Here is a 24,932-nt window from a genome sequence, read left to right as displayed (position 1 = left end):
AGAGGATTCAAGATGGCTACTGGAAAAATTGTCCAGGTAATCGGCGCCGTGGTTGACGTCGAATTCCCTCAGGATGCCGTACCGCGCGTGTACGATGCTCTTGAGGTACAGAATGGTAACGAGAGTCTGGTGCTGGAAGTTCAGCAGCAGCTCGGTGGTGGTATCGTGCGTACCATCGCAATGGGTTCTTCCGACGGTCTGCGTCGTGGTCTGGCCGTTAAAGATCTCGAGCACCCAATCGAAGTCCCAGTAGGTAAAGCAACACTGGGTCGTATCATGAACGTATTGGGTCAACCAATCGACATGAAAGGCGACATCGGTGAAGAAGACCGTTGGGCAATCCACCGTGCAGCACCTTCCTATGAAGAGCTGTCTAGCTCTCAGGAACTGCTGGAAACCGGCATCAAAGTTATCGACCTGATGTGTCCGTTCGCTAAGGGCGGTAAAGTCGGTCTGTTTGGTGGTGCGGGCGTGGGTAAAACCGTAAACATGATGGAGCTGATCCGTAACATCGCGATCGAGCACTCCGGTTACTCCGTGTTTGCAGGCGTGGGTGAGCGTACTCGTGAGGGTAACGACTTCTACCACGAAATGACCGACTCCAACGTTCTGGATAAAGTATCCCTGGTTTATGGCCAGATGAACGAGCCACCAGGAAACCGTCTGCGCGTTGCGCTGACCGGTCTGACTATGGCTGAGAAGTTCCGTGATGAAGGTCGTGACGTGCTGCTGTTCGTAGATAACATCTACCGTTACACCCTGGCCGGTACTGAAGTATCTGCACTGCTGGGTCGTATGCCTTCAGCAGTAGGTTACCAGCCGACGCTGGCGGAAGAGATGGGCGTTCTGCAGGAGCGTATCACTTCTACCAAAACCGGTTCGATCACCTCCGTTCAGGCGGTATACGTACCTGCGGATGACCTGACTGACCCATCTCCAGCCACCACCTTTGCTCACTTAGATGCGACCGTGGTACTGAGCCGTCAGATCGCGTCTCTGGGTATCTACCCAGCCGTTGACCCGCTGGACTCCACCAGCCGTCAGCTGGATCCACTGGTCGTTGGTCAGGAACATTACGACACCGCGCGTGGCGTACAGTCCCTGCTGCAACGTTACCAGGAACTAAAAGACATCATCGCCATCCTGGGTATGGATGAGCTGTCTGAAGAAGATAAACTGGTGGTAGCTCGCGCACGTAAGATCCAGCGCTTCCTGTCCCAGCCGTTCTTCGTTGCGGAAGTATTCACCGGTTCTCCGGGTAAATACGTTTCCCTGAAAGACACCATCCGTGGCTTTAAAGGCATCATGGAAGGCGAATACGATCACCTGCCGGAGCAGGCGTTCTACATGGTTGGTTCCATCGACGAAGCCGTGGAAAAAGCCAAAAAACTTTAACGCCTTAATCGGAGGGTGATATGGCAATGACTTACCACCTGGACGTCGTCAGCGCAGAGCAACAAATGTTCTCTGGTCTGGTCGAGAAAATCCAGGTAACGGGTAGTGAAGGTGAACTGGGTATTTTCCCAGGACACGCGCCGCTGCTCACCGCCATTAAGCCTGGTATGATCCGCATCGTAAAACAGTTCGGTCATGAAGAGTTTATCTATCTGTCCGGCGGCATTCTTGAAGTGCAGCCTGGCAGTGTGACCGTTCTTGCTGATACCGCTATTCGTGGCCAGGATCTCGACGAAGCGCGAGCTCTGGAAGCGAAGCGTAAAGCAGAAGAGCATATTAAAAGCTCTCATGGCGACGTGGATTACGCACAGGCGTCTGCTGAACTGGCCAAAGCGATCGCGAAATTACGCGTTATCGAGTTGACTAAAAAAGCGATGTAACACCGGCTTGAAAAAGTACAAAAGCCAGTCTGGTTCCAGACTGGCTTTTTTATGTTTGCGTTTCAGGATAATTAAAACTGAAAAGGCGTTTTATTATTTTGTGATATAACTCACAAAAATGTTGATCGGTAAAATTTTGAAGTGTAGACTTGTTTTTGTGATGTGTATCACATAATTAATTCAGATTAAAAACAGGATGCCAACATGAAACTGATCAACAAAATCATCGCCCTTTTCAGCAGCATGAATATCTCTTTCGGGACTTTCAATCTGTAATACCGCTGATATGCAATGTGGCGCTGTGCTTACAGTGGTTCGATAAGCAAGCGCCATCTGCTACATTTTCAGCTCAGCCACCGTGGCTTTCTCGTCCAATATCTTCCCTTCACTATTCACGCTTTTCCCTTTCTGCATAAAGTAATTCGTCTCATCAACATTGCCTGCGACGGCGTCGTCATAGCGTCCAGGTTGCGTACGTACTGACTTATTACCGGAGAAAATGCCCTGTGTAGAGGGATCGCCGTATGGGCTTGGTCGGAAGAGAAAGTTAAAGCGCTGGTTGTCCACCGCCATATTATTTTCGACAATCAGTTGGCCTGGGTTGAAGTTATCGGTAAACCCATCCAGATGATTGCCCACCGCCTTACTGTTACGCACCTCATGCGCTACGGGTTGCCCTTCACCGCCGAGTTTAAAACCGTTGCTGGTGTTGTTACGTGCAATGGAATTCTCAATCACCACAACGCCATTAGCACCGTCTTCAATCTTATTGAACAGATCAAAGCCGTCGTCGATATTGTCATGAGAATTGCAGTTCTCCAGGCGATTACCCTCACCGACGCGCATCTTCACCGCAAATCCATCGGCGTTAATTTTTCCAGGATCTTCATTGGCATAGGATTCGGAATTGATCACCTGGTTATAGCTTGCCCACAGAGGTCGGCCCACATTATCCGGAGATGAAATCTGAATGCCGGTATCGTCATTACGATAAGCCGTCACACCCTCAATCAGATTATGGCTACCCTGAATACGCAGGCTTTTCCCGGTAACGTCGATTCCGTTGATGTGCCAATAGCTGGCATCAACCAATAACCCCTGAATCACCACTTTCCCATCGGCTTGCAGCGTTTTGATTTTGTCCGCGCTACCGCTGGCCGAAACCGGGATTTCGCTGCGTGGATAATCGCCTTTCGCCATAATAATTTTCCCGCCAGGCGCCAGCAGGCCAATGGCAGTCGTGAAATCCATCGGTGAAGCGACCGTTCCCTGACCCTCCGTTTTCCCTTCAGGTGAAACGTGCAGTGTTGTTGCTGTGATACCTGCCACTTTTTCGACGGTAAATTTCTGCTGAACAGGTTCACCGCTGACAGGCGTAAAGGTTAAGTCAAAGGCGTTGTTATCATTCAGTTTCGCAGGCACAGAATACATTTCACCCGCTTTAACGGATTTATCATTGCCGATCACCACTTCGTTTTGGCGAAGACGGAACACGCCATCGTAATTGGCGCGGGCTTGTACCAGGTAATGCTCAGAGGCGCTCTTGCCAGGCGAGGCTATCTGGACAACGGGCGGTAATGCTTTTGGCTGCCAGGGCTTGCTGGCAACCGTTTCTGCCGCAGATGTTGTCAGAGCCGCATTGGTCACGGTGATTTTTGCGTTACGGGAAGCAAAGAAACCCACGTAATAGTGATCCTGATTTTGTACTGAAATCAAATTGGCACGGGGAACGCTTTGGCTGACCCACGCCTCACTCCCTGCGGGCGCCCACGCGGTGACAAACCCCTCGTTCGTTCTTTGCAGCTTAAGTCGAAATTCAGGCATCTGACTTAAATCCACTTCTTCTTTATAGCTCTGTTTTTTTATCGCCGCGCCTGCGTTGCCCCACGGACGGGAAATGCCCTCACGCGTGATAGCCTGCATTTTTACCCGCTGATGGTCCTTTTTATCCTGCGTCATAATGGCGTTCATCACCAGATTCGACGCTGCAGGAAACTCTTCGTAGCCCTCTTTCAGCGGTTGCTGACGCGGCACGCCTATCACATCACGCACTAACAAACCTGCGCCTTCCTGAGCCGCTGGCTTCGCCCCATTCTCCGGACCGAACTGATCAACTCTGACGGTCGCTTCTAAAATAAAATTCTCGCGGGTTGGAAGCTCGGTATAGAAGAACGTCAATCCGTCGTGCGAATTGGCGATTTTGCCTCCCCGGCTTTCAATCGTGATGGGTATTGAGAGATCGACCGCATCTTGCGGCGTCAGTTTTTTTCCATCAATTGTGACGTCATTAACACCGATTTTCTCGGGCAACACGTTTGACGAGAAATTCACGTCTGTCGATTGGCCAAACGCGATGGCTTTCCAGACATGCGGCTGTTCTGCTGCGTTGACGACAAAGGAGCTACACATCATTAGGGCCAGAGGTATTTTATAATTCATCTTATTCTCCTGATTGATATTTGAGCGCCATTATCATCAAGATGAAACGTCGTTTCTTTTTTGGTTGTCACAATATTGGATAATTAAAACGTTGTTTTGCTTTGAGGCGATCTTTATTCATGAGGCGAAAAAATAACTAAGCTGTTGTTGGCGCTCGCGACTTCCCGTAAGAAAGCTATTTTCCAGAGGAAAAGTGATTTACTCTGCCCTTAAAAGTATCTTCCAATAGCCATTAATGCCGGATGTTGAGCGTTTTACCAGCAGCCCATTTTATGCTGCAAAATATGTAGAATTTTCAACGTCAAAGGGTTCTACTTCTCACTCAAATTACAGTCAGGACGCGTATGTTGAACAATACAATGAGCGTGGTCATCCTTGCCGCAGGCAAAGGCACCCGCATGTATTCCGATCTTCCTAAGGTGTTGCACACGTTGGCAGGAAAGCCGATGGTGCAGCATGTCATTGATGCTGCAAATGAATTGGGCGCGAGCAATGTTCATCTGGTCTATGGCCACGGTGGCGATTTGCTTAAAAAGACGCTGGGCGATGACAAACTCAACTGGGTGCTTCAGGCTGAACAGTTGGGTACCGGCCATGCCATGCAGCAGGCCGCGCCGTTCTTTGCAAACGATGAAGACATCCTGATGCTTTACGGCGACGTACCGCTGATTGCTGTTGAAACCTTAACGCGCCTGCGTGAAGCCAAACCGCAGGGTGGCATCGGTTTACTGACTGTAAAACTGGACGACCCGACGGGCTATGGCCGTATCACCCGTGAAAACGGCAAGGTGACGGGCATTGTCGAGCATAAAGACGCTTCCGACGAGCAGCGCCAGATTCAGGAAATTAACACCGGCATTCTGATTGCCAACGGCGCGGATCTGAAGCGCTGGCTGTCAAAACTGAACAACAACAACGCGCAGGGTGAATACTACATCACCGATATCATCGCGATGGCGCATCACGAAGGTCATGAAATTACAGCCGTTCATCCGACGCGCATCAGCGAAACAGACGGCGTAAACAACCGTCTTCAGCTTTCCCGTCTGGAGCGTATTTATCAGGCTGAGCAGGCGGAAAAACTGCTACTGGCGGGCCTGATGCTGCGCGATCCGGCGCGTTTCGACCTGCGCGGTACGCTTGCTCACGGGCGTGATGTTGAAATTGACACTAACGTTATTATTGAAGGTCAGGTGACGCTGGGCCATCGCGTTAAAATCGGTACCGGGTGTGTGATCAAAAACAGCGTCATTGGTGACGATTGTGAGATTAGCCCGTACAGCGTGGTGGAGGACGCACGTCTGGAAGCGGCCTGTACCATTGGTCCTTTCGCACGTCTGCGTCCAGGCGCTGAACTGCTGGAAGGTGCCCACGTTGGCAACTTTGTCGAGATGAAAAAAGCCCGTCTGGGTAAAGGCTCGAAAGCCGGTCATCTGACCTATCTCGGCGATGCGGAAATTGGCGATAACGTGAATATCGGTGCGGGCACGATTACCTGTAACTACGATGGTGCCAATAAATTCAAAACCATCATCGGCGATGATGTCTTCGTCGGTTCTGACAGCCAACTGGTGGCTCCGGTCACGATCGGCAAAGGCGTTACGATTGCGGCGGGAACAACCGTGACACGTGATGTGGCGGAAAATGAGCTCGTGCTTAGCCGCGTGCCGCAAGTTAACAAGCAAGGCTGGCAACGTCCGGTGAAGAAAAAGTAACTGACCTCACCTGAACCGTCCTCGCAAAGAGGATCGTTCGGTGCTGTGTTTTCTCCCTCGCCCCTTTGGGGAGAGGGTCGGGATGAGGGGATAACATAATCCCCCGCCCAAATGCAGTAACCAAAATATAGCCCCACTCTCTACAAGGCTCGGGGCGCCCGGAAGGGCATTACCCAAAAGGGTAAATACAGATCAGCGGCAACGCATGGCATAACGCCATTATCAGGAAATCTAACTATGTGTGGAATTGTTGGCGCAGTTGCGCAGCGTGATATTGCTGAAATCCTTATCGAAGGATTACGTCGTCTGGAATACCGTGGTTACGACTCTGCCGGTCTGGCAGTGGTCGACGCAGAAGGGCACATGACCCGCCTGCGCCGCCTCGGTAAAGTGCAAATGCTGGCGCAAGCCGCGGAAGAAAAGCCGCTGCATGGCGGCACCGGTATTGCGCATACGCGCTGGGCGACCCACGGCGAACCTTCAGAAGGCAACGCGCACCCGCATGTGTCTGAACACATCGTTGTGGTGCATAACGGCATTATCGAAAACCACGAACCGCTGCGCGACGAACTCAAAGCGCGGGGTTACACTTTTGTTTCTGAAACTGATACCGAAGTTATTGCGCACCTGGTTCACTGGGAACTGGCGCAAGGCGGTACGCTGCGTGAGGCGGTGCTGCGTGCGATCCCTCAGCTGCGCGGTGCATACGGTACGGTGATCATGGATTCTCGCGATCCGAGCACCCTGCTGGCTGCCCGTTCCGGTAGCCCGATGGTTATCGGCATGGGTATGGGCGAAAACTTTATTGCCTCCGATCAGCTGGCTTTGCTGCCGGTTACTCGTCGCTTTATCTTCCTCGAAGAGGGTGATATCGCCGAAGTGACGCGTCGTAGCGTCACGGTCTTCGATAAGTCTGGCGCGCAGGTGAAGCGTCAGGAGATCGAATCCAATCTGCAGTACGACGCGGGTGACAAAGGTACTTATCGTCACTACATGCAGAAAGAGATTTACGAGCAGCCGAACGCGATCAAAAACACGTTGATCGGGCGCATCAATCACGGCGAAGTAGATTTGAGCGAGCTGGGTGCAAACGCAAATGAGATGCTGGCGAAAGTTGAGCACATTCAGATTGTTGCCTGCGGAACGTCTTACAACTCCGGTATGGTTTCGCGTTACTGGTTTGAAGCGCTGGCTGGCGTGCCGTGCGATGTGGAAATCGCCTCTGAATTCCGCTACCGCAAATCAGCGGTGCGTCGCAACAGCCTGATGATCACCCTTTCCCAGTCTGGTGAAACGGCGGATACCCTGGCGGCACTGCGTTTGTCTAAAGAGCTGGGATATCTCGGTTCTCTGGCAATCTGTAACGTGCCGGGCTCGTCGCTGGTGCGTGAATCCGATCTGGCCCTGATGACCAAAGCGGGTACGGAAATCGGTGTGGCGTCAACCAAAGCGTTCACCACGCAGCTGACCGTTCTGCTGATGCTGGTGGCGAAACTGGCACGTCTGAAAGGCCAGGATGCGGCGATTGAGCACGATATCGTGCATGGTTTGCAGGCGCTGCCGAGCCGTATCGAGCAGATGCTGTCTCAGGACAAACGCATTGAAGCACTGGCGGAAGATTTCTCTGACAAACACCACGCGCTGTTCCTGGGCCGTGGCGATCAGTATCCGATTGCGCTGGAAGGCGCACTGAAGCTGAAAGAAATCTCCTATATTCACGCCGAAGCCTACGCGGCAGGTGAGCTGAAACATGGCCCACTGGCGCTGATTGACGCGGATATGCCGGTTATCGTCGTTGCACCGAACAACGAACTGCTGGAAAAACTGAAATCTAACATCGAAGAAGTGCGCGCCCGTGGCGGCCAGCTGTACGTCTTCGCCGATCAGGATGCCGGTTTTGTCAGCAACGACAACATGCACATCATCGAGATGCCGCATGTCGAAGAGGTGATTGCGCCTATCTTCTATACCGTTCCGCTGCAACTGTTGGCTTATCACGTCGCGCTGATTAAAGGCACCGACGTTGACCAACCGCGTAACCTGGCGAAGTCAGTCACCGTAGAATAATCCCTTCAGGCTCCATCTTCGGGTGGAGCTTTTCTCTTTCCTGCTGGTTTGTTTTTAATCAATTCTCCTCTCTTTATATTGATGACAATCTGTCATTTTCAGCTACTTTTTCAGTGTCACACAAATAAAATTTTTCTGAAAACAGAGTGTCATAAAGATATTTAACTTACTGTTTATTAAAAATTATTTCGTGGAATTTTAAGTCAAACTTTTCATGTCATAAAACTGTCATATTTCGTACATTTATCTGTCACCTGATTGTCCTATTTTGCTCATCGTAGCCACTAAACAACGATTTACGAAATCCTTGCAGGAGACATTATGAAAGTTATGCGTACCACTGTCGCAACTGTTGTCGCCGCGACCTTATCTATGAGCGCGTTCTCTGTATTCGCAGAAGCAAGCCTGACTGGCGCTGGTGCAACTTTCCCTGCGCCGGTGTATGCCAAATGGGCAGATACCTACCAGAAAGAGACCGGTAACAAGGTAAACTATCAGGGTATCGGCTCCTCCGGTGGCGTTAAACAAATTACGGCCAATACCGTCGATTTCGGTGCATCTGACGCGCCATTGTCTGATGACAAACTGGCTCAGGAAGGTCTGTTCCAGTTCCCAACCGTTATCGGTGGTGTTGTGCTGGCCGTGAATATCCCGGGTCTGAAATCTGGCGAACTGGTGCTGGATGGCAAAACCCTTGGCGATATCTACCTCGGCAACATCAAAAAATGGGATGATGAAGCCATCACCAAACTGAACCCAGGCGTGAAACTGCCTTCGCAGAACATCGCTGTGGTTCGTCGTGCTGACGGTTCCGGTACGTCCTTCGTCTTCACCAGCTACCTGGCGAAAGTGAACGAAGAGTGGAAATCCAAAATCGGTTCTGGCTCTACTGTTAACTGGCCGACCGGTCTGGGCGGTAAAGGGAACGACGGTATCGCCGCGTTCGTACAGCGTCTGCCGGGTTCAATCGGTTACGTTGAATACGCTTACGCCAAGCAAAACAACCTGGCTTACACCAAGCTGATCTCAGCTGACGGTAAACCGGTTAGCCCGACCGAAGAAAACTTCGCTAACGCTGCGAAAGGCGCTGACTGGAGCAAATCCTTCGCACAGGATCTGACTAACCAGAAAGGTGACGGCGCGTGGCCAATCACGTCCACCACGTTCATCCTGGTGCATAAAGATCAGAAGAAACCTGAGCAGGGCGCTGAAGTGTTGAAGTTCTTCGACTGGGCGTACAAAAACGGTGGCAAACAGGCTAACGACCTGGATTACGCAAGCCTGCCGGACAGCGTGGTTGAGCAGATTCGTGCTGCATGGAAAACAAACGTGAAAGACAGCAGCGGTAAAGCATTGTATTGATTTGGCATACTGACGAAAATGGCGGGTGAATTTCACCCGCTTTACTTCGTAAAACGTATTTAACAGAAGAGTAATTTATGGCTGCAACCAAGCCTGCTTTTAACCCTCCGGGTAAAAATGGTGACAAGATTTTCAGCGCGCTGGTAAAACTGGCTGCGCTGATTGTGCTATTGCTGCTGGGCGGCATTATCGTGTCACTGATTTTCTCCTCCTGGCCGAGCATCCAGAAATTCGGGTTCGCCTTCCTGTGGACCAAAGAGTGGGATGCGCCGAACGATATTTACGGTGCGCTGGTGCCGATTTACGGCACGCTGGTCACCTCGTTTATCGCCCTGTTGATTGCCGTTCCGGTGAGCTTTGGTATCGCGCTGTTCCTGACGGAGCTGGCTCCTAACTGGCTAAGGCGGCCGCTGGGCATCGCGATTGAACTGCTGGCGGCGATTCCGAGTATCGTTTACGGCATGTGGGGCCTGTTTATCTTTGCTCCGCTGTTTGCGAAATACTTCCAGGAACCGGTGGGCAATGTCCTGTCGAATATTCCTTTTGTCGGCGCGCTGTTCTCCGGCCCAGCGTTCGGGATCGGTATTCTGGCCGCGGGCGTGATTCTCGCCATCATGATCATTCCGTACATTGCGGCGGTGATGCGCGATGTGTTTGAACAAACGCCGGTGATGATGAAAGAGTCGGCCTACGGTATCGGCTGCACCACCTGGGAAGTTATCTGGCGTATCGTCCTGCCGTTCACCAAAAATGGTGTCATCGGCGGCGTCATGCTGGGTCTGGGTCGTGCGCTGGGTGAAACCATGGCGGTGACCTTTATCATCGGTAACACCTACCAACTCGACAGCGCCTCGCTGTTTATGCCGGGTAACAGCATTACCTCCGCGCTGGCAAATGAATTTGCCGAAGCGGAATCAGGTCTGCATGTGGCGGCGTTGATGGAACTGGGTCTGATTCTGTTTGTAATCACCTTCATCGTTCTGGCGATTTCCAAGCTGATGATCATGCGCCTGGCGAAAAATGAGGGGGTACGCTAATGGCTACGCTCGAAATGCAAAGCACTACTGCGCTGGCAGAATCTCGCCGCAAAATGCAGGCGCGCCGTCGCTTCAAAAATCGCCTTGCGCTGACGCTTTCCATGGCGACGATGGCGTTTGGCCTGTTCTGGTTAGTGTGGATCCTGTTCTCGACGATCACGCGCGGCATCGACGGGATGTCGATTGCGCTGTTCACCGAGATGACGCCGCCGCCAAATACTGCGGGTGGTGGGCTGGCAAACGCCCTGGCAGGCAGTGGCATGCTGATCTTCTGGGCGACCGTTGTCGGAACGCCTCTCGGTATCATGGCGGGGATTTATCTGGCGGAATATGGCCGTAAATCCTGGGTCGCTGAGGTGATTCGTTTCATCAACGATATTCTGCTTTCCGCGCCGTCTATTGTGGTCGGCCTGTTCGTCTACACCATTGTGGTCGCGCAGATGGAGCATTTCTCTGGCTGGGCGGGCGTGATTGCGCTGGCGCTGCTGCAAGTGCCTATCGTTATCCGTACGACCGAGAACATGCTGAAACTGGTGCCGGACAGCCTGCGTGAAGCGGCTTATGCGCTGGGTACACCGAAATGGAAGATGATCTCCGCGATTACGCTGAAAGCATCAGTCTCCGGGATCATGACCGGTATCCTGCTGGCGATTGCGCGTATCGCAGGCGAAACCGCGCCGCTGCTGTTTACCGCGCTTTCGAACCAGTTCTGGAGCACCGACATGATGCAGCCCATCGCTAACCTGCCGGTCACCATCTTTAAATTTGCGATGAGCCCGTTTGCCGAGTGGCAACAACTGGCCTGGGCAGGGGTGTTAATTATCACCCTGTGCGTACTGTTGCTGAACATTCTGGCGCGCGTCATTTTCGCGAAACAGAAACACGGTTAATTTTTACGGCGCGGCATCACGCGGCGCCGAATGAGGAAATGAGTCAATGAGTATGGTTGATACTGCACCGGGTAAGATTCAGGTTCGTGATTTGAACTTCTACTACGGTAAATTCCATGCACTGAAAAACATCAACCTGGATATTGCCAAAAACCAGGTGACGGCATTTATCGGTCCATCAGGCTGTGGCAAATCCACCCTGCTGCGTACCTTTAACAAAATGTACTCACTCTATCCGGAGCAGCGTGCGGAAGGCGAAATTCTGCTGGATGGCGACAACATTCTGACCAATACCCAGGATATCGCGCTGCTGCGTGCCAAAGTGGGCATGGTATTCCAGAAACCGACGCCGTTCCCGATGTCCATTTACGACAACATTGCCTTTGGCGTGCGCCTGTTCGAAAAGCTGTCTCGCGCCGATATGGACGAGCGCGTGCAGTGGGCGTTGACCAAGGCCGCACTCTGGAACGAAACCAAAGATAAGTTACACCAGAGCGGATATTCTCTCTCAGGGGGTCAGCAGCAGCGTTTATGTATCGCGCGCGGTATCGCGATCCGCCCGGAAGTGCTACTGCTCGATGAGCCATGTTCAGCACTGGATCCTATCTCCACGGGTCGTATTGAAGAGTTGATCACCGAGCTGAAGCAAGATTACACCGTGGTAATTGTCACCCATAACATGCAGCAGGCTGCGCGGTGTTCAGACCATACGGCATTTATGTACCTGGGCGAATTGATTGAGTTCAGCAACACGGACGATCTGTTCACCAAGCCCGCCAAAAAACAAACAGAAGACTACATTACCGGTCGTTACGGCTGATATGTCCTTCATCTTTTAGGCTGTACCCGCGTTGGCGGCCTTTGCTTACCCCGGTCACGTAGAGAACTACGCTTTCGGGGGTTTGCTCAGTTGCCGCCCTGTTGCAGCCAGAAATATTTTGGGCATCTGGAGGAATGATGGACAATCTCAACCTTAATAAACACATTTCCGGTCAGTTTAACGCCGAGCTGGAAAGCATTCGCACTCAGGTCATGACCATGGGTGGCATGGTGGAGCAGCAGCTTTCTGATGCGATTACCGCGATGCACAATCAGGACAGCGAGCTGGCGAAGCGCGTGGTCGAAGGCGACAAAAACGTCAACATGATGGAAGTCGCGATCGACGAAGCCTGCGTGCGCATTATTGCGAAACGTCAGCCGACGGCGAGCGACCTGCGTCTGGTGATGGCGATCATCAAAACCATCGCTGAACTGGAACGTATTGGCGACGTGGCCGATAAAATCTGCCGCACGGCGCTGGAGAAATTCTCTCACCAGCACCAACCGCTGCTGGTCAGTCTGGAGTCGCTGGGCCGCCACACCGTGCAAATGCTGCATGATGTGCTGGATGCCTTTGCGCGTATGGATCTGGATGAAGCGGTGCGTATCTACCGTGAAGACAAGAAAGTCGACCAGGAATATGAAGGCATTGTGCGTCAGTTGATGACCTACATGATGGAAGATCCGCGCACCATTCCAAGCGTCCTGACCGCGCTGTTCTGCGCCCGCTCTATCGAGCGTATCGGCGATCGTTGTCAGAACATTTGCGAATACATCTTCTACTTCGTGAAGGGACAAGATTTCCGTCATGTCGGCGGCGATGAGCTGGACAAACTGCTGGCAGGTAGCGATCCGAAAGAGTGATGTTGACCTAACCCTCTCCCACCGGGAGAGGGAAGGTTTCGCGACGTTCCCTCAATCACTGCGCGTTTCGCTTTTCTCCCTCTCCTTTGGGAGAGGGTTGGGGTCAGGGAAACTTAGCGGGTAATCTTCCATCCACGCGCTTTCCACAATTCAGGCAGTTGCGCTAAATCGGTAAACGTCGTGACTTTCGGATGGTCAATCGGCTTGTTATGCGGATCGGCGCAGAAGTAAAACACCTCCATTCCCGCATCAATCCCCGACTGCGCGCCCGCGCTGGAATCGTCCACCAGAATACAGTTCTCCACGTTCACATTCATCGCTTTCGCCGCATGGAACATCAACGCAGGATCGGGCTTCCAGCGCTGGATATCGTAACCGCTGAACAGTTTTTCCGGGAAGTGATGCAACATCTTCAGTTTGCCGAGAGAGTGCTGCATTTTGGTGACCGGGCCGTTAGACACTACGCACATCGGTACCGCCATGGAATCCAGCAGCGCGTTTGCGCCCGCGATGACGTCCAGTTCCGAGTCGAAGAGGCGTGCGACCTCGGCGCGGTAAACAGGCTCTAAGTCCGCTTTCGCAAGACTGACGCCGTGCTCGGCGTTGATGATGTCAATAATCTCGTAAAGCTTCACGCCCTTAAAGCGCTTAAAAATCTCTTCGAGATCGAGCGTAATGCCAAATTCCTGGAACATGCTGACATACGCGCGGGAACAAATGACCTCACTGTCGACCAGCGTACCGTCGCAGTCGAAAAATACCGCTTCAATCTCAGACATGCTTTTCCCTTTTAACAAGTTTAACGTTTACGTAATGCAGAATCACGAGACGCAATCGTTGCCGTATAAGCAAAATCAATGAAAAAAAGTATCCCGTAACCGCCCCTATTGTCGCATTTTGGTATAGGATAGCGACGAATTTTCCCTCCTATGTTCGGAAATTGATGATGAGTCAACAACACACTACCCAGACGTCTGGTCAGGGTTTGCTTGAGCGCGTGTTCAAATTGCGCGAGCACGGCACGACGGCACGCACCGAAGTGATCGCTGGTTTCACCACCTTCCTGACGATGGTGTATATCGTTTTTGTTAACCCGCAAATTTTGGGCGTTGCTGGCATGGATACCAGCGCCGTCTTCGTCACCACCTGTCTGATTGCTGCTCTCGGCAGTATTCTGATGGGCGTGTTTGCTAACCTCCCGGTAGCGTTGGCGCCGGCGATGGGTCTTAACGCCTTCTTCGCATTTGTCGTCGTACAGGCGATGGGTCTGCCGTGGCAAGTGGGGATGGGCGCCATCTTCTGGGGCGCTGTCGGCCTGTTGCTGCTGACCATTTTCCGTGTACGTTACTGGATGATTGCCAATATCCCGGTGAGCCTGCGCGTGGGGATTACCAGCGGTATCGGTTTATTCATCGGCATGATGGGTCTGAAAAACGCGGGCGTTATCGTCGCGAACCCAGAAACGCTGGTGAGCATTGGTAATCTGGCGTCTCACAGCGTTCTGCTGGGCGTGCTGGGCTTCTTTATCATCGCGATTCTGGCCTCCCGCAATATTCATGCGGCAGTACTGGTGTCTATCGTGGTGACCACGCTGCTGGGCTGGATGATGGGCGACGTGCAATATCATGGCATCGTCTCTGCACCACCGAGTGTGTCTAGCGTGATTGGCCACGTTGATCTGGCGGGGTCGTTTAACCTCGGCCTGGCGGGCGTGATTTTCTCCTTCATGCTGGTCAACCTGTTCGACTCCTCCGGGACGCTGATTGGCGTGACCGACAAAGCCGGTCTGGCAGATGAGAACGGCAAATTCCCGCGCATGAAACAGGCGCTGTTTGTGGATAGCGTGTCGTCTGTCGCGGGCTCATTTATCGGTACCTCGTCCGTTACCGCTTACATTGAGTCGTCGTCCGGCGTTTCCGTCGGTGGCCGTACCGGTTTGACGGCCGTTGTGGTGGGTCTTCTGTTCCTGCTGGTGATCTTCCTTTCGCCACTGGCGGGCATGGTGCCACCGTATGCAGCCGCAGGCGCGCTGATTTACGTGGGCGTGCTGATGACCTCTAGCCTGTCGCGCGTGAAGTGGGACGATTTAACCGAAGCGGTTCCGGCGTTTATTACCGCCGTGATGATGCCGTTCAGCTTCTCGATCACCGAAGGTATCGCGCTGGGCTTTATCTCTTACTGCGTGATGAAAATCGGTACAGGACGTTTGCGCGAGCTCAGCCCATGCGTTGTTGTCGTGGCGTTGCTGTTTGTACTGAAGATTGTGTTTATCGATGCACACTAAGTTGCCAGTGGTGTCAGGTGGCGCTTTGCTTTCCTGACCTACGATCTAAGTTCCCTCTCCCTGTGGGAGAGGGTTCGCACTTCTCTTATGCTTTAACCCGCTGAATATAATCCCCAAACGCGGTCAACTGACCGGTCAGATGATCCAGCGTGCTTTGATCGACCACTTCGCCCGTTTGCGTATCCACTTTATTCTGAATCACACCGCCCATAAATTCCGGCTTGTTCATCACCATCGCATCCAGGAACACCAGGATTTGGCGCAGGTGATACTGACAGCGTGCGCCGCCAATCGCGCCCATTGAGCTGGTCTGGATCAGCACCGGTTTACCGGCAAGCGGCTGATTGGGTAAGCGTGACAGCCAGTCGATCGCATTCTTCAACCCACCTGGCACCGAGTAGTTATATTCCGGTGTGACAATCACTACGCCGTCCGCCTGGCGGATTTGCTCTGCAAGCGCTTCCACACTGTGCGGGAAACCCTCTTCCTGCTGAATATCGGCGTCATACAGTGGAATATCACCAATGGAGGGTAATGCCGACACGTCCATTCCCGCAGGGGCAAGTTTGGGTAGCGTGCGGGCAACCATCCCATTAAATGAGCCTTTACGCAGGCTTCCCAGTAACGTAACAACTTTCAACGTATCAGACATGACTACTCCTTTACACCATGATGGCCCAGGACGGGTCAATTGAGGGTTAACGCTTTTTCTGTCGGTAAGCTGATTAATCTTATCAGGCGTGCTGCGGGTTTGTTAGCGCGAGCCGGAACATCAGGCAGGCTACGCCATCCGTATCGACTGTCAAATTCCCAGATTCTCAGGCGCTCAATGGCAGGAGTCACGGCAATGGACCAGATCAAAACGTCTTCCGCGTCGCTAAGCGCTTCAACGCGTGCCGCTTTGGCGGAACGCAGGCGCCCTGAGCCCGGCAGGAGCTGCAACAAGTTCGCATCATCGACCGCGCAACCGGAGAGTTTTTGGATGCTCTGACGGAGAGTAATCAGCTGCGCTTTGGCTTCGTTGGGTTCGTTTTGATTGCGCACCCACAGCTTTTCATTGCTGGAGAGCGGGTAATCGTCGTGCGCGTGGGGACCGTGGAAGCTATGTGTGACGCGCTGAAGTTCCATATCCAACCCGCAATCTCCCTCCGTCGTCAGCGCCACACCCACGATATTCCCTGTATACGCCACCGAAAAACTCGGGAGTTCGGGATCCGCAAAAACGGGGCGGCCTTCGGGCTGCGTAAGCATTTCCGGGAGTTCGCTCGTGCCATAAAGCATAAACATCAGCTCGGCGAGTAGCGCACGGGAGGCCAGGAATCTCGTGCGTCGATGTTCCGGTAGCGTACGTGCCTGATTGTGGCAGGCCGAAGAGAGCCTGACGGAGGCAAGTCGTCCTTCTGTCAGTATCCCTCTTGCAAAATGCGTTGCCATTTTTCGCTCCATGATAATGGTCAGTGACAGGTTAAACGGTTACACCATTATCGCTTAACTTTGCATCTGTTTTAATCGGTAAATGGAGGTAAGAGAAGCCAATGAACCGAACTTTACATTTGCAGGGGCAAAAAAGAGATCCTTAGCGCAGTGAATCGCAGTACAACGCCTTGATCGTCTCTTTTAACCAGACAATTTTGGGATTGTGACTGTTCCGTTTATGCCAGATCAGCGTGAAGGGGACGGTGAGTTTTTCAGACAGCGCTTCGTCAATGGGGATTGGACGGCTGACCAGATTGCGCTGGTGGATCTGATTATAGTGATGGCAATAGTGCGGTGCGGTCGCAATGTAGTTGTGGTGAGGTTGTGCGGCCATAAACATCGACTGCTCAAAACCCGGCAGACTGAGAGCAATGTTGCGCTCGTGTCCCATCTCTCTGAGCACTTCGTCCAGTGCCCAGGTGTCGCTGCGTTCCCAGAAGATGCTGATGTGCGGGTAGCGCAGAAACGTCTCCAGATTCCACTCTTCCTGGAGCGCAGGGTGATCTTCGCGCAAATAGACGCAGGGACGGTCGCTAAACAGGATTTCGTAGTCGATAAACCACGGCATCAGTTTCAGGAGCTCGCGCGAGCGTGGGTGCGTTTCGCGTCCGGTAAAGCCGAGATCGACTTCCCCCCGCGTAATGGCATCCAGCGAATCGTAATCCCAGTGCCGCATGCGCACGGTCGCCTGCGGATAGCGCTCATTCACCTGTTCCAGCAGGGTATTAAAACGGATGAGCATCAGCGGCGTTTCCGCCGCCAGTTCGAATTTCAGTCCACCCGGCGAGTCGTGATGGAATTTATCGAGGATCTGATTGCCAATCTGCATCCAGTCCGTGAGGTCTTGTTCGAGACTGACCGTCAGCGGTGTAGGAAGCAGGCCCAGCGGCGTTTTGACAAATAGCGGGTCGTCAAACCAGTCGCGCAGTTTCGCCAGCGATTTACTGACCGCCGACGGCGTGACGTTCATGCGCTTTGCCGCTTTGGTGACGCTGCGCTCCTGCAGCAACAGCTGCAGGCACAGTAACAGGTTAAGATCGAGACTGCTGAGGGGCTTCTTCATAATGCGCCGCGGGCTGTATCGCCAAAAGTAACAGGATACACAGCATGCTACAGCCAATCAGAATCCCGATCAGCATATTCAGGGCATTAAGGCCGATCACCGCAGCGAGCCATATCCACAGGGATGACCCGCACACCTGCGCTATACCCAGCGCGGAACTGGCGACGCCCGCCCGCAGTGAGAACGGCCCTAACGCCTGGCTCATCGCCACGCCAAACCCCACGGAGAAACCGGCGCAAATCAGCGTAATGCCTCCCAGCATGATGGCATGCGAGCTTGCGGTGGCCAGGATCACGCCTGCGGCAAGGAACAACACCTGAGAAGTAAGCATCAGCGTACGCTGGCTGAAGACGTTGAGTGCAAAGGGTGTGGAAAACGACACCGCCATGCTGACCATCGCCGTCAGCGCCATCACCGTGGAATATTCTCCGCGATCAAAACCCATCGTTTCCATTAGCAACACCGGGGAAACGTTTACAAAGGTGAGAATGACGGCCACGCTCATCGTCGTGACTAACAGACGGCTGATGAAAAAGCGGTTAAGCAGTTTTTCAGCAGGTTGAACTGTCGCGGAGTGCCCGGAATGATGCGAGCCGGGGTGCGTCTCTTTCAGCACGGTGATCGACAGAATAAAAACCAACGCGCCCATGGCGGCCATCGTCCAGAACAGGCTCTGCCACGGCAGCTTGAGCATAATCAGATAGCCGACAACCGGCGCAAGCACTGGAATAATACAGGTGATGCCGTTCAGCATGGAAAGCACTTTGGCGCGACGCTGAGCGCTGAGGGTATCGCGTAAAATCGCAAATGCCACCACGTAGCAACCGCCCGCGCCGATGCCCTGGATAAAACGGCCAGAGAGGAACAGCGTGCTGTCCTGCGCCATTGAGCAGAGTACGGAAGCCAAGGCAAAGATCACTGCACCGGTAATGGCGACAGGTTGTCGTCCGGCCTTGTCGGCGATCTTCCCGGCAAATAGCATCGACGATGCCATACCCGCCAGATAGGCTGAAAACGCGATATGCAGTTGCGCTTCGCTGGCCCCCAGGTCTTGCGCGATATGCGGAAGGCCAACCAGATACATATCGATGCCTGATGGATAAAGTAGAACTAAAGCAAAACTACAAAACAGAAAACGCGCCATAAATCCCCCATGTCAGGCAGGCGCAAAGCATAGGGGGATTACGGTGAAAGCGCGAGTTGCCATTTGGACACTGGTGATTTCCTGTCAGGAAATCACCAGGGGATCATGAGGGTTATTTACCGATACAGAAGCTGGAGAAAATGCGGCCCAGCAAATCGTCTGAGGTAAATTCGCCGGTGATCTCGCTCAGACTCTGCTGCGCCAGACGCAGCTCTTCTGCCAGCAGTTCACCCGCCCACGCGCCGAGCAGTTGTGCTTTGCCCTGATCGAGGTGATTTGCCGCCGCTTCAAGCGCCTGAAGGTGACGACGTCGCGCCAGGAAGCCGCCCTCCATATTGGTTTCAAAGCCCATGCTCTGCTTGAGATGGTTGCGCAGGTCTTCAACGCCTTCACCCGTTCGAGCCGACAGGCGAATCAGTGAGTGACCGTTCACATCGCTCAGGCCCAGCGTTTCACCGGTCATATCGGCTTTGTTACGCACGACGGTAATCGGTAGTTTTGCGGGCAGGCGAGCAATAAAGTCAGGCCAGATATCCGCCGGATCCACTGCGCTGGTGGTGGTGCCATCTACCATAAACAGCACGCGGTCGGCTTGTTCAATTTCCTGCCAGGCACGTTCGATGCCGATACGTTCAACTTCGTCGCTGGCATCGCGCAGGCCAGCAGTATCAATGATATGCAGCGGCATGCCGTCGATATGAATGTGTTCGCGCAATACGTCGCGGGTCGTACCCGCGATATCGGTCACGATCGCCGCTTCGCGGCCTGCAAGGGCGTTCAGCAGGCTCGATTTGCCGGCGTTTGGACGCCCGGCAATCACGACTTTCATCCCTTCGCGGAGCAAACTTCCCTGACGGGCTTCGGCACGGACTGCATCCAGATCGGCCATCACGGTGTTCAGCTGCGCTTCGATTTTACCGTCAGAAAGGAAGTCAATCTCCTCGTCCGGGAAGTCGATAGCCGCTTCGACGTAGATTCGCAGGTGAGTAAGTGCTTCCACTAAGTGATTCACGCGTGCGGAAAACGCACCCTGCAACGAGTTCAAAGCGGAACGCGCTGCTTGTTCTGAACTGGCGTCAATCAGGTCGGCAATGGCTTCTGCCTGGGCCAGATCAAGTTTATCGTTCAGGAATGCACGCTCGGAGAACTCACCCGGTTTAGCGATGCGCAGTCCCGGTAGCGTCAGAATGCGTTTTAAAAGCAGGTCGAGGATAACGGGGCCGCCGTGACCCTGCAGCTCCAGCACGTCCTCACCAGTAAAGGAGTTGGGGCCGGGGAACCATAGCGCGATGCCCTGATCCAGCGCGGTGCCGTCAGCATCTTTAAAAGGGAGGTAATCGGCGTAGCGCGGCTTTGGCAGTTTGCCCAGCACGGCTTCAGCCACCTCGCGCGCCTTCAGGCCGGAGATACGCAAAATACCTACACCACCGCGTCCCGGTGGAGTTGCCTGGGCGACGATAGTGTCGTTATGGCTCATGGTTTTTTCTCGTCAAATACAAATAAAAAAGGCGGTCAAATGACCGCCCTTATTTTAGCGTTATCTTACCGTATTAGGATTTTTTCTTTTCGCGGCTGTGTAAACCACGTTTTTCCAGACCACGGTAAATCAGCTGTTGCTGCAGGATCGTCACCAGGTTGCTGACGATGTAGTACAGCACCAGACCTGACGGGAACCACAGGAAGAACACGGTGAAGATGACCGGCATAAAGGTCATGATCTTCTGCTGCATCGGGTCGGTCACAGTGGTCGGCGACATCTTCTGAATGAAGAACATCGTGATACCCATCAGGATCGGCAGGATGTAGTACGGGTCCTGTGCAGACAAGTCATGGATCCACAGTGCGAACGGCGCGTGGCGCAATTCAACGGAACCCATCAGCATGTAGTACAGCGCAAGGAAGATTGGCATCTGAATCAGCAGCGGGAAGCAACCACCCAGAGGGTTTACCTTCTCTGCTTTGTACAGGGCCATCATTTCCTGGCTTTGACGCTGTTTGTCATCGCCCAGACGCTCACGCATCGCCGCAATCTTCGGCTGCAGCATACGCATCTTCGCCATGGAGGTGTACTGCGCTTTGGTCAGCGGGTACATGATGCCACGAACGATAAAGGTGATAACGATGATGGAGAAGCCCCAGTTGCCCAGGAAGCTATGAATCCATTTCAGCAGTTTGAACAGCGGCTGAGAGATGAACCACAACCAACCGTAATCTACGGTCAGATCCAGGTGCGGTGCAACGGCTGCCATCTTATTCTGGATTTCCGGACCGACCCACAGGGTGCTGCCCAGCGTACCGGTTTGACCCGGCTGAACCAGAACCGGCTGTGACTTATAGCCGATAGCGGCGATGCCATTGCCCAGATTCGCAGTGTAGAAGTTGTTCACACCGTCGTTGTTCGGCACCCACGCTGTCGCAAAATACTGCTGCAACATCGCAACCCAGCCGCCTTTAGCACTGACGTTCAGGTTTTCGTTATCCGCGATGGTGTCGAATTTGTATTTCTCGTACTTGGTATCTGGCGTGGAGTATGCCGCACCACGGAAGGTATGCAGCGCAAAGTTGCTGCTTCCGGTGTCACGGTGAGACGGCAGATTGATGGACTGCTTCAGCTGACCAAACGTTGAGACTTCCAGTGGTTTCGCACTGGTGTTCTGCACGTTATAGCCCACGCTCACCGCATACTCACCACGTTTCAGGGTGAAGGTTTTGGTGAAAGTGTTGCCAGCCGCGTCAGTGTAAGTCATCGGGATCGCGAGTTCGTTCTGGCCATCAGCCATCACAAACGTATCTTTATCGACGTTATACAGCGGACGAGCACCGTTAGCCGGGTTGTCCGGGCCATCACGACCTGTCAGGCCGCTCTGTGCCTGATAGAGGAACTCTGGCGTCGTTTCCAGTAACTGGAACGGTTCGTTTGACTTCAGCTCTTTCGGGTAGGTCAACAGCAGCGCCTGCTCAATATCACCACCACGGGTGTTGATTGTCAGCTCAAGCACATCGGTTTTAACCGTAATCTGTTTTCCCTGGCCACTGGCCGGTACGCCCTGGTCGGCGGCGCTACCCGCTGCGGTGGTCGTTGTCTGCGTGGTCTGCTGTTGCTGGGGTTGAGGATTTTTATCCTGTTCCCATGCTTGCCAGATCATGAAAGACACGAACAACAAAGCGATGACTAAAAGATTGCGTTGCGAATCCATCGTTAGTGTTCTCTGGTATCAAATGGTCCGGGCGGGACGGGGTCGTCACCACCAGGGTGTAAAGGGTGGCATTTTAATACGCGTTTCACCGTCAACCAACTGCCTTTTATCACTCCAAACCTGCGCAATGCCTCAATTCCGTAGCTAGAGCACGTTGGCGTGAAACGACAATGCGGCCCCAACAGCGGACTGATCAGGCGCTGATAGACCCTGATAAGGCCTATCAGGACCCGTGAGCCAGGCGACAGTGGCGGCGCCATAGTTTTTCCAACGCTTCCGAGAGAGCACGGTTATCGAGGTCAGCAACCCCCTTTTTCGCCACCACAACGAAATCCATTGACGGAAGTTCGTGTTGACGTAAACGGAAGCTTTCACGCGTCAGACGTTTAATCCGATTGCGTTCATGCGCACGCTTAACGTTTTTCTTGGCGACTGTGAGACCGATGCGGGGATGCCCCAGCGAATTTTGGCGGCCGAGGATGGTGATTTGCGGCGTGCCAGCCCGATATGGCTGCTGGAAGACGAATGTGAAATGAGTGGGAGTTAACAAACGTAACTCCCTGGGAAATGCTAGCTTAACCACTCAGGGGTTAGCTTTATTACTTGGAAACGGTCAGACGAGAACGGCTTTTAGCACGACGACGTGCCAGAACCTGACGACCATTTTTAGTAGCCATACGAGCACGGAAGCCGTGAGAACGGTTGCGCTTCAGTACAGACGGTTGAAAAGTGCGTTTCATGGCGATTTCTACCTAAACTTGAATAAATTCACTGACTTTCGCGTATACCCGAACGATTAACGAACGACTAACGCCTCAGCGTGGGTGATTAAAGAGGCCGGATTGTAATAATTGTACACTCCGGAGTCAATTCTCTTTCCTTATTTCCCGCGTATTTCCGCACCTTTTCGTGTGGAAAATGAACAACGGTCCGACGCAGGAAGTTGAGCATCACGCGCCGGGTGGAGGATTATACGACCTCCCAACCAAATCGCAAGGATCGTCCTGGATCTTCATGAGATCATTTAAGCAGAAAATTGTCTTTGCTCATTAAATTTTCCAATATGCGGACCAAATCGTGGGTGCTCCAGCCAGGATCGATTACACTTACCCGGTTTCGGATCTTCCTGTGGATAAATCGGGAAGAATCTGTGAGAAACAGAAGATCTCTGGCTCAGTTTAGGCTATGATCCGCGGTCCTGATCGGGATCCCAGTGGGTCTGGTCAGGTAAAATTGCAGATAGCAATTCGCACGTCACCCTTTTGCACAGGGTCTTGTCGACGTGTGCCAACAATCACGATTATTCAGTGTCTTTCTTTTATTGTTCGAGTGGAGTCCGCCGTGTCACTTTCGCTTTGGCAGCAATGTCTTGCCCGATTGCAGGATGAGTTACCAGCCACAGAATTCAGTATGTGGATCCGCCCGTTGCAGGCGGAACTGAGCGATAACACGCTGGCTTTGTATGCGCCAAACCGTTTCGTGCTCGATTGGGTAAGGGATAAATACCTTAATAACATCAATGGATTGCTTAACGATTTTTGCGGTGCAGATGCCCCGCAGCTGCGTTTTGAGGTGGGGACGAAACCCGTCACCCAGACCGTCAGAGAGACCGTGAATGTTGCGGCTCCCGCGCAGATTCATGTGCCCACGCCACGCATCATCCAGCCCGCACGTTCGGGTTGGGACAACGTTCCAGCCCCCGCTGAACCGACCTACCGCTCCAACGTTAACGTCAAACATACGTTTGATAACTTTGTAGAAGGTAAATCAAACCAGCTGGCGCGTGCAGCGGCTCGACAGGTTGCGGACAACCCTGGCGGTGCCTATAACCCACTGTTCCTTTATGGCGGCACTGGCTTAGGTAAAACGCACTTGCTGCATGCGGTGGGTAACGGCATTGTGGCACGTAAGCCCAATGCGAAAGTGGTGTATATGCACTCCGAGCGCTTCGTTCAGGACATGGTAAAAGCCCTGCAAAACAACGCGATCGAAGAGTTTAAACGCTACTACCGTTCCGTCGATGCCCTGTTGATTGATGACATCCAATTCTTTGCTAATAAAGAACGATCCCAGGAAGAGTTTTTCCACACCTTCAACGCATTGCTTGAAGGCAACCAGCAGATCATTTTGACCTCGGATCGTTATCCAAAAGAGATCAATGGCGTTGAAGATCGTCTAAAATCTCGTTTTGGCTGGGGACTGACCGTGGCGATCGAGCCACCGGAGCTGGAAACCCGCGTTGCGATCCTGATGAAAAAAGCGGATGAAAATGACATTCGCCTGCCGGGTGAAGTGGCGTTCTTTATTGCTAAACGACTTCGCTCCAACGTTCGTGAGCTGGAAGGTGCACTGAACCGTGTGATCGCCAACGCCAATTTTACGGGCCGGGCGATTACCATTGATTTCGTGCGTGAAGCGCTACGCGATCTGCTGGCGCTTCAGGAAAAGCTGGTCACCATCGACAATATCCAGAAGACAGTGGCCGAGTATTACAAAATCAAAATTGCAGACTTGCTGTCCAAGCGTCGTTCTCGCTCGGTAGCGCGTCCGCGTCAGATGGCGATGGCACTGGCAAAAGAGCTGACCAACCACAGTCTGCCGGAAATTGGCGACGCGTTTGGTGGCCGTGACCATACGACCGTCCTTCATGCCTGCCGCAAGATTGAGCAGTTACGTGAAGAAAGCCACGACATAAAAGAAGATTTTTCCAATTTAATCAGAACCCTATCATCGTGACGCT

22 protein-coding genes are annotated in these 24,932 nt (G+C 53.0%); 11 read left to right on the top strand and 11 right to left on the bottom strand.

Going from position 1 to position 24,932, the window contains the following annotated elements; translation table 11 throughout:
- The first annotated feature begins 12 nt into the window (after nucleotides 1-12).
- Together atpD and ACKI5T_RS02345 are read left to right on the top strand one after the other, a co-directional pair.
- A complete protein-coding gene (gene atpD / locus ACKI5T_RS02350; protein ID WP_015961088.1) occupies nucleotides 13-1,395 on the top strand; it encodes a F0F1 ATP synthase subunit beta in 1,383 nt (460 codons plus the stop codon).
- Nucleotides 1,396-1,415: 20 nt separating this feature from the next.
- Nucleotides 1,416-1,835, top strand: coding sequence for a F0F1 ATP synthase subunit epsilon (locus ACKI5T_RS02345; RefSeq protein ID WP_003023809.1), 420 nt, complete (start codon nucleotides 1,416-1,418; stop codon nucleotides 1,833-1,835).
- A gap of 336 nt (nucleotides 1,836-2,171) precedes the next feature.
- Here the strand turns inward: ACKI5T_RS02345 and ACKI5T_RS02340 are convergent, their stop codons facing one another.
- Nucleotides 2,172-4,274 carry a right-handed parallel beta-helix repeat-containing protein gene (locus ACKI5T_RS02340; protein WP_407435281.1) on the bottom strand — a complete coding sequence of 701 codons (2,103 nt, stop codon included), beginning with the start codon at nucleotides 4,272-4,274 and terminating at the stop codon, nucleotides 2,172-2,174.
- A 344-nt stretch (nucleotides 4,275-4,618) separates the two neighbouring features.
- On the opposite strand from ACKI5T_RS02340, the gene glmU reads away from it, so the two are divergent.
- The 7 genes from glmU to phoU all read left to right on the top strand — a co-directional run bounded on the left by glmU (nucleotide 4,619) and on the right by phoU (nucleotide 13,028).
- Nucleotides 4,619-5,989 carry a bifunctional UDP-N-acetylglucosamine diphosphorylase/glucosamine-1-phosphate N-acetyltransferase GlmU gene (gene glmU, locus ACKI5T_RS02335; protein WP_407435279.1) on the top strand — a complete coding sequence of 457 codons (1,371 nt, stop codon included), beginning with the start codon at nucleotides 4,619-4,621 and terminating at the stop codon, nucleotides 5,987-5,989.
- Between the two features lie 237 nt (nucleotides 5,990-6,226).
- On the top strand, nucleotides 6,227-8,056 hold the full coding sequence (gene glmS, locus ACKI5T_RS02330; protein WP_407435277.1) for a glutamine--fructose-6-phosphate transaminase (isomerizing): 1,830 nt from the start codon (nucleotides 6,227-6,229) through the stop codon (nucleotides 8,054-8,056).
- A 321-nt stretch (nucleotides 8,057-8,377) separates the two neighbouring features.
- Nucleotides 8,378-9,418 carry a phosphate ABC transporter substrate-binding protein PstS gene (gene pstS / locus ACKI5T_RS02325; RefSeq protein ID WP_407435275.1) on the top strand — a complete coding sequence of 347 codons (1,041 nt, stop codon included), beginning with the start codon at nucleotides 8,378-8,380 and terminating at the stop codon, nucleotides 9,416-9,418.
- 77 nt (nucleotides 9,419-9,495) lie between these two features.
- Nucleotides 9,496-10,455: a phosphate ABC transporter permease PstC gene (gene pstC, locus ACKI5T_RS02320; RefSeq protein ID WP_015961093.1), complete on the top strand. Its 960-nt coding sequence runs from the start codon at nucleotides 9,496-9,498 to the stop codon at nucleotides 10,453-10,455.
- Nucleotides 10,455-11,345 (top strand): phosphate ABC transporter permease PstA, encoded by an 891-nt coding sequence (gene pstA, locus ACKI5T_RS02315; protein WP_407435273.1) that lies wholly within the window; start codon nucleotides 10,455-10,457, stop codon nucleotides 11,343-11,345. The genes pstC and pstA overlap by 1 nt, the downstream gene beginning before the upstream one ends.
- A gap of 46 nt (nucleotides 11,346-11,391) precedes the next feature.
- The gene (gene pstB, locus ACKI5T_RS02310; protein WP_015961095.1) at nucleotides 11,392-12,165 is read left to right on the top strand and encodes a phosphate ABC transporter ATP-binding protein PstB; all 774 of its coding nucleotides are present in this window, start codon (nucleotides 11,392-11,394) and stop codon (nucleotides 12,163-12,165) included.
- A 137-nt stretch (nucleotides 12,166-12,302) separates the two neighbouring features.
- Nucleotides 12,303-13,028 (top strand): phosphate signaling complex protein PhoU, encoded by a 726-nt coding sequence (phoU, locus tag ACKI5T_RS02305; protein ID WP_015961096.1) that lies wholly within the window; start codon nucleotides 12,303-12,305, stop codon nucleotides 13,026-13,028.
- A 113-nt stretch (nucleotides 13,029-13,141) separates the two neighbouring features.
- On the opposite strand, the gene yieH is transcribed toward phoU, so the two are convergent.
- A complete protein-coding gene (yieH, locus tag ACKI5T_RS02300; protein ID WP_015961097.1) occupies nucleotides 13,142-13,807 on the bottom strand; it encodes a 6-phosphogluconate phosphatase in 666 nt (221 codons plus the stop codon).
- Nucleotides 13,808-13,974: 167 nt separating this feature from the next.
- Between yieH and ACKI5T_RS02295 the strand changes: the two genes are divergently transcribed.
- On the top strand, nucleotides 13,975-15,312 hold the full coding sequence (locus ACKI5T_RS02295; protein ID WP_150099632.1) for an NCS2 family permease: 1,338 nt from the start codon (nucleotides 13,975-13,977) through the stop codon (nucleotides 15,310-15,312).
- Between the two features lie 85 nt (nucleotides 15,313-15,397).
- Here ACKI5T_RS02295 and ACKI5T_RS02290 read toward each other — a convergent pair whose 3' ends face one another.
- The 9 genes from ACKI5T_RS02290 to rpmH all read right to left on the bottom strand — a co-directional run bounded on the left by ACKI5T_RS02290 (nucleotide 15,398) and on the right by rpmH (nucleotide 22,932).
- Nucleotides 15,398-15,964, bottom strand: coding sequence for an NADPH-dependent FMN reductase (locus tag ACKI5T_RS02290; protein WP_407435270.1), 567 nt, complete (start codon nucleotides 15,962-15,964; stop codon nucleotides 15,398-15,400).
- Nucleotides 15,965-15,999: 35 nt separating this feature from the next.
- Nucleotides 16,000-16,746, bottom strand: coding sequence for a 4'-phosphopantetheinyl transferase family protein (locus ACKI5T_RS02285; RefSeq protein WP_407435268.1), 747 nt, complete (start codon nucleotides 16,744-16,746; stop codon nucleotides 16,000-16,002).
- 142 nt (nucleotides 16,747-16,888) lie between these two features.
- Nucleotides 16,889-17,851, bottom strand: a complete 963-nt coding sequence (gene yidZ / locus ACKI5T_RS02280; protein WP_407435266.1) for an HTH-type transcriptional regulator YidZ — start codon at nucleotides 17,849-17,851, stop codon at nucleotides 16,889-16,891.
- Nucleotides 17,820-18,995, bottom strand: coding sequence for an MFS transporter (locus ACKI5T_RS02275; RefSeq protein WP_407435264.1), 1,176 nt, complete (start codon nucleotides 18,993-18,995; stop codon nucleotides 17,820-17,822). Before ACKI5T_RS02275 ends, yidZ begins: the two co-directional genes overlap by 32 nt.
- Nucleotides 18,996-19,107: 112 nt before the next feature.
- Nucleotides 19,108-20,472 carry a tRNA uridine-5-carboxymethylaminomethyl(34) synthesis GTPase MnmE gene (gene mnmE, locus ACKI5T_RS02270; RefSeq protein WP_407435262.1) on the bottom strand — a complete coding sequence of 455 codons (1,365 nt, stop codon included), beginning with the start codon at nucleotides 20,470-20,472 and terminating at the stop codon, nucleotides 19,108-19,110.
- Nucleotides 20,473-20,545: 73 nt separating this feature from the next.
- Nucleotides 20,546-22,192: a membrane protein insertase YidC gene (gene yidC, locus ACKI5T_RS02265; protein WP_015961104.1), complete on the bottom strand. Its 1,647-nt coding sequence runs from the start codon at nucleotides 22,190-22,192 to the stop codon at nucleotides 20,546-20,548.
- Nucleotides 22,193-22,194: 2 nt separating this feature from the next.
- Nucleotides 22,195-22,452, bottom strand: coding sequence for a membrane protein insertion efficiency factor YidD (yidD, locus tag ACKI5T_RS02260; RefSeq protein ID WP_015585463.1), 258 nt, complete (start codon nucleotides 22,450-22,452; stop codon nucleotides 22,195-22,197).
- Entirely contained in the window at nucleotides 22,416-22,775 is a 360-nt protein-coding gene (gene rnpA / locus ACKI5T_RS02255) for a ribonuclease P protein component (RefSeq protein ID WP_041689569.1), read from the bottom strand. The genes yidD and rnpA overlap by 37 nt, the downstream gene beginning before the upstream one ends.
- 16 nt (nucleotides 22,776-22,791) lie before the next feature.
- On the bottom strand, nucleotides 22,792-22,932 hold the full coding sequence (rpmH, locus tag ACKI5T_RS02250; RefSeq protein ID WP_002220736.1) for a 50S ribosomal protein L34: 141 nt from the start codon (nucleotides 22,930-22,932) through the stop codon (nucleotides 22,792-22,794).
- A gap of 601 nt (nucleotides 22,933-23,533) precedes the next feature.
- Here rpmH and dnaA point away from each other — a divergent pair.
- Nucleotides 23,534-24,928, top strand: a complete 1,395-nt coding sequence (gene dnaA, locus ACKI5T_RS02245) for a chromosomal replication initiator protein DnaA (protein WP_041689172.1) — start codon at nucleotides 23,534-23,536, stop codon at nucleotides 24,926-24,928.
- Nucleotides 24,929-24,932 lie beyond the last annotated feature (4 nt).

This window comes from Lelliottia sp. (assembly GCF_045627565.1).
GTDB lineage: Bacteria > Pseudomonadota > Gammaproteobacteria > Enterobacterales > Enterobacteriaceae > Enterobacter.
The sequence above is the reverse complement of the archived record's forward strand: the minus strand, read 5'-3'. Positions and strand labels throughout refer to the sequence as shown.

Bases quoted from the DNA above. Each gene is read 5' to 3' on its own strand.
- atpD (WP_015961088.1), top strand. From the start codon at position 13: ATGGCTACTGGAAAAATTGTCCAGGTAATCGGCGCCGTGGTTGACGTC.
- ACKI5T_RS02345 (WP_003023809.1), top strand. From the start codon at position 1,416: ATGGCAATGACTTACCACCTGGACGTCGTCAGCGCAGAGCAACAAATG.
- ACKI5T_RS02340 (WP_407435281.1), bottom strand. From the start codon at position 4,274: ATGAATTATAAAATACCTCTGGCCCTAATGATGTGTAGCTCCTTTGTC.
- glmU (WP_407435279.1), top strand. From the start codon at position 4,619: ATGTTGAACAATACAATGAGCGTGGTCATCCTTGCCGCAGGCAAAGGC.
- glmS (WP_407435277.1), top strand. From the start codon at position 6,227: ATGTGTGGAATTGTTGGCGCAGTTGCGCAGCGTGATATTGCTGAAATC.
- pstS (WP_407435275.1), top strand. From the start codon at position 8,378: ATGAAAGTTATGCGTACCACTGTCGCAACTGTTGTCGCCGCGACCTTA.
- pstC (WP_015961093.1), top strand. From the start codon at position 9,496: ATGGCTGCAACCAAGCCTGCTTTTAACCCTCCGGGTAAAAATGGTGAC.
- pstA (WP_407435273.1), top strand. From the start codon at position 10,455: ATGGCTACGCTCGAAATGCAAAGCACTACTGCGCTGGCAGAATCTCGC.
- pstB (WP_015961095.1), top strand. From the start codon at position 11,392: ATGAGTATGGTTGATACTGCACCGGGTAAGATTCAGGTTCGTGATTTG.
- phoU (WP_015961096.1), top strand. From the start codon at position 12,303: ATGGACAATCTCAACCTTAATAAACACATTTCCGGTCAGTTTAACGCC.
- yieH (WP_015961097.1), bottom strand. From the start codon at position 13,807: ATGTCTGAGATTGAAGCGGTATTTTTCGACTGCGACGGTACGCTGGTC.
- ACKI5T_RS02295 (WP_150099632.1), top strand. From the start codon at position 13,975: ATGAGTCAACAACACACTACCCAGACGTCTGGTCAGGGTTTGCTTGAG.
- ACKI5T_RS02290 (WP_407435270.1), bottom strand. From the start codon at position 15,964: ATGTCTGATACGTTGAAAGTTGTTACGTTACTGGGAAGCCTGCGTAAA.
- ACKI5T_RS02285 (WP_407435268.1), bottom strand. From the start codon at position 16,746: ATGGCAACGCATTTTGCAAGAGGGATACTGACAGAAGGACGACTTGCC.
- yidZ (WP_407435266.1), bottom strand. From the start codon at position 17,851: ATGAAGAAGCCCCTCAGCAGTCTCGATCTTAACCTGTTACTGTGCCTG.
- ACKI5T_RS02275 (WP_407435264.1), bottom strand. From the start codon at position 18,995: ATGGCGCGTTTTCTGTTTTGTAGTTTTGCTTTAGTTCTACTTTATCCA.
- mnmE (WP_407435262.1), bottom strand. From the start codon at position 20,472: ATGAGCCATAACGACACTATCGTCGCCCAGGCAACTCCACCGGGACGC.
- yidC (WP_015961104.1), bottom strand. From the start codon at position 22,192: ATGGATTCGCAACGCAATCTTTTAGTCATCGCTTTGTTGTTCGTGTCT.
- yidD (WP_015585463.1), bottom strand. From the start codon at position 22,452: ATGGCGCCGCCACTGTCGCCTGGCTCACGGGTCCTGATAGGCCTTATC.
- rpmH (WP_002220736.1), bottom strand. From the start codon at position 22,932: ATGAAACGCACTTTTCAACCGTCTGTACTGAAGCGCAACCGTTCTCAC.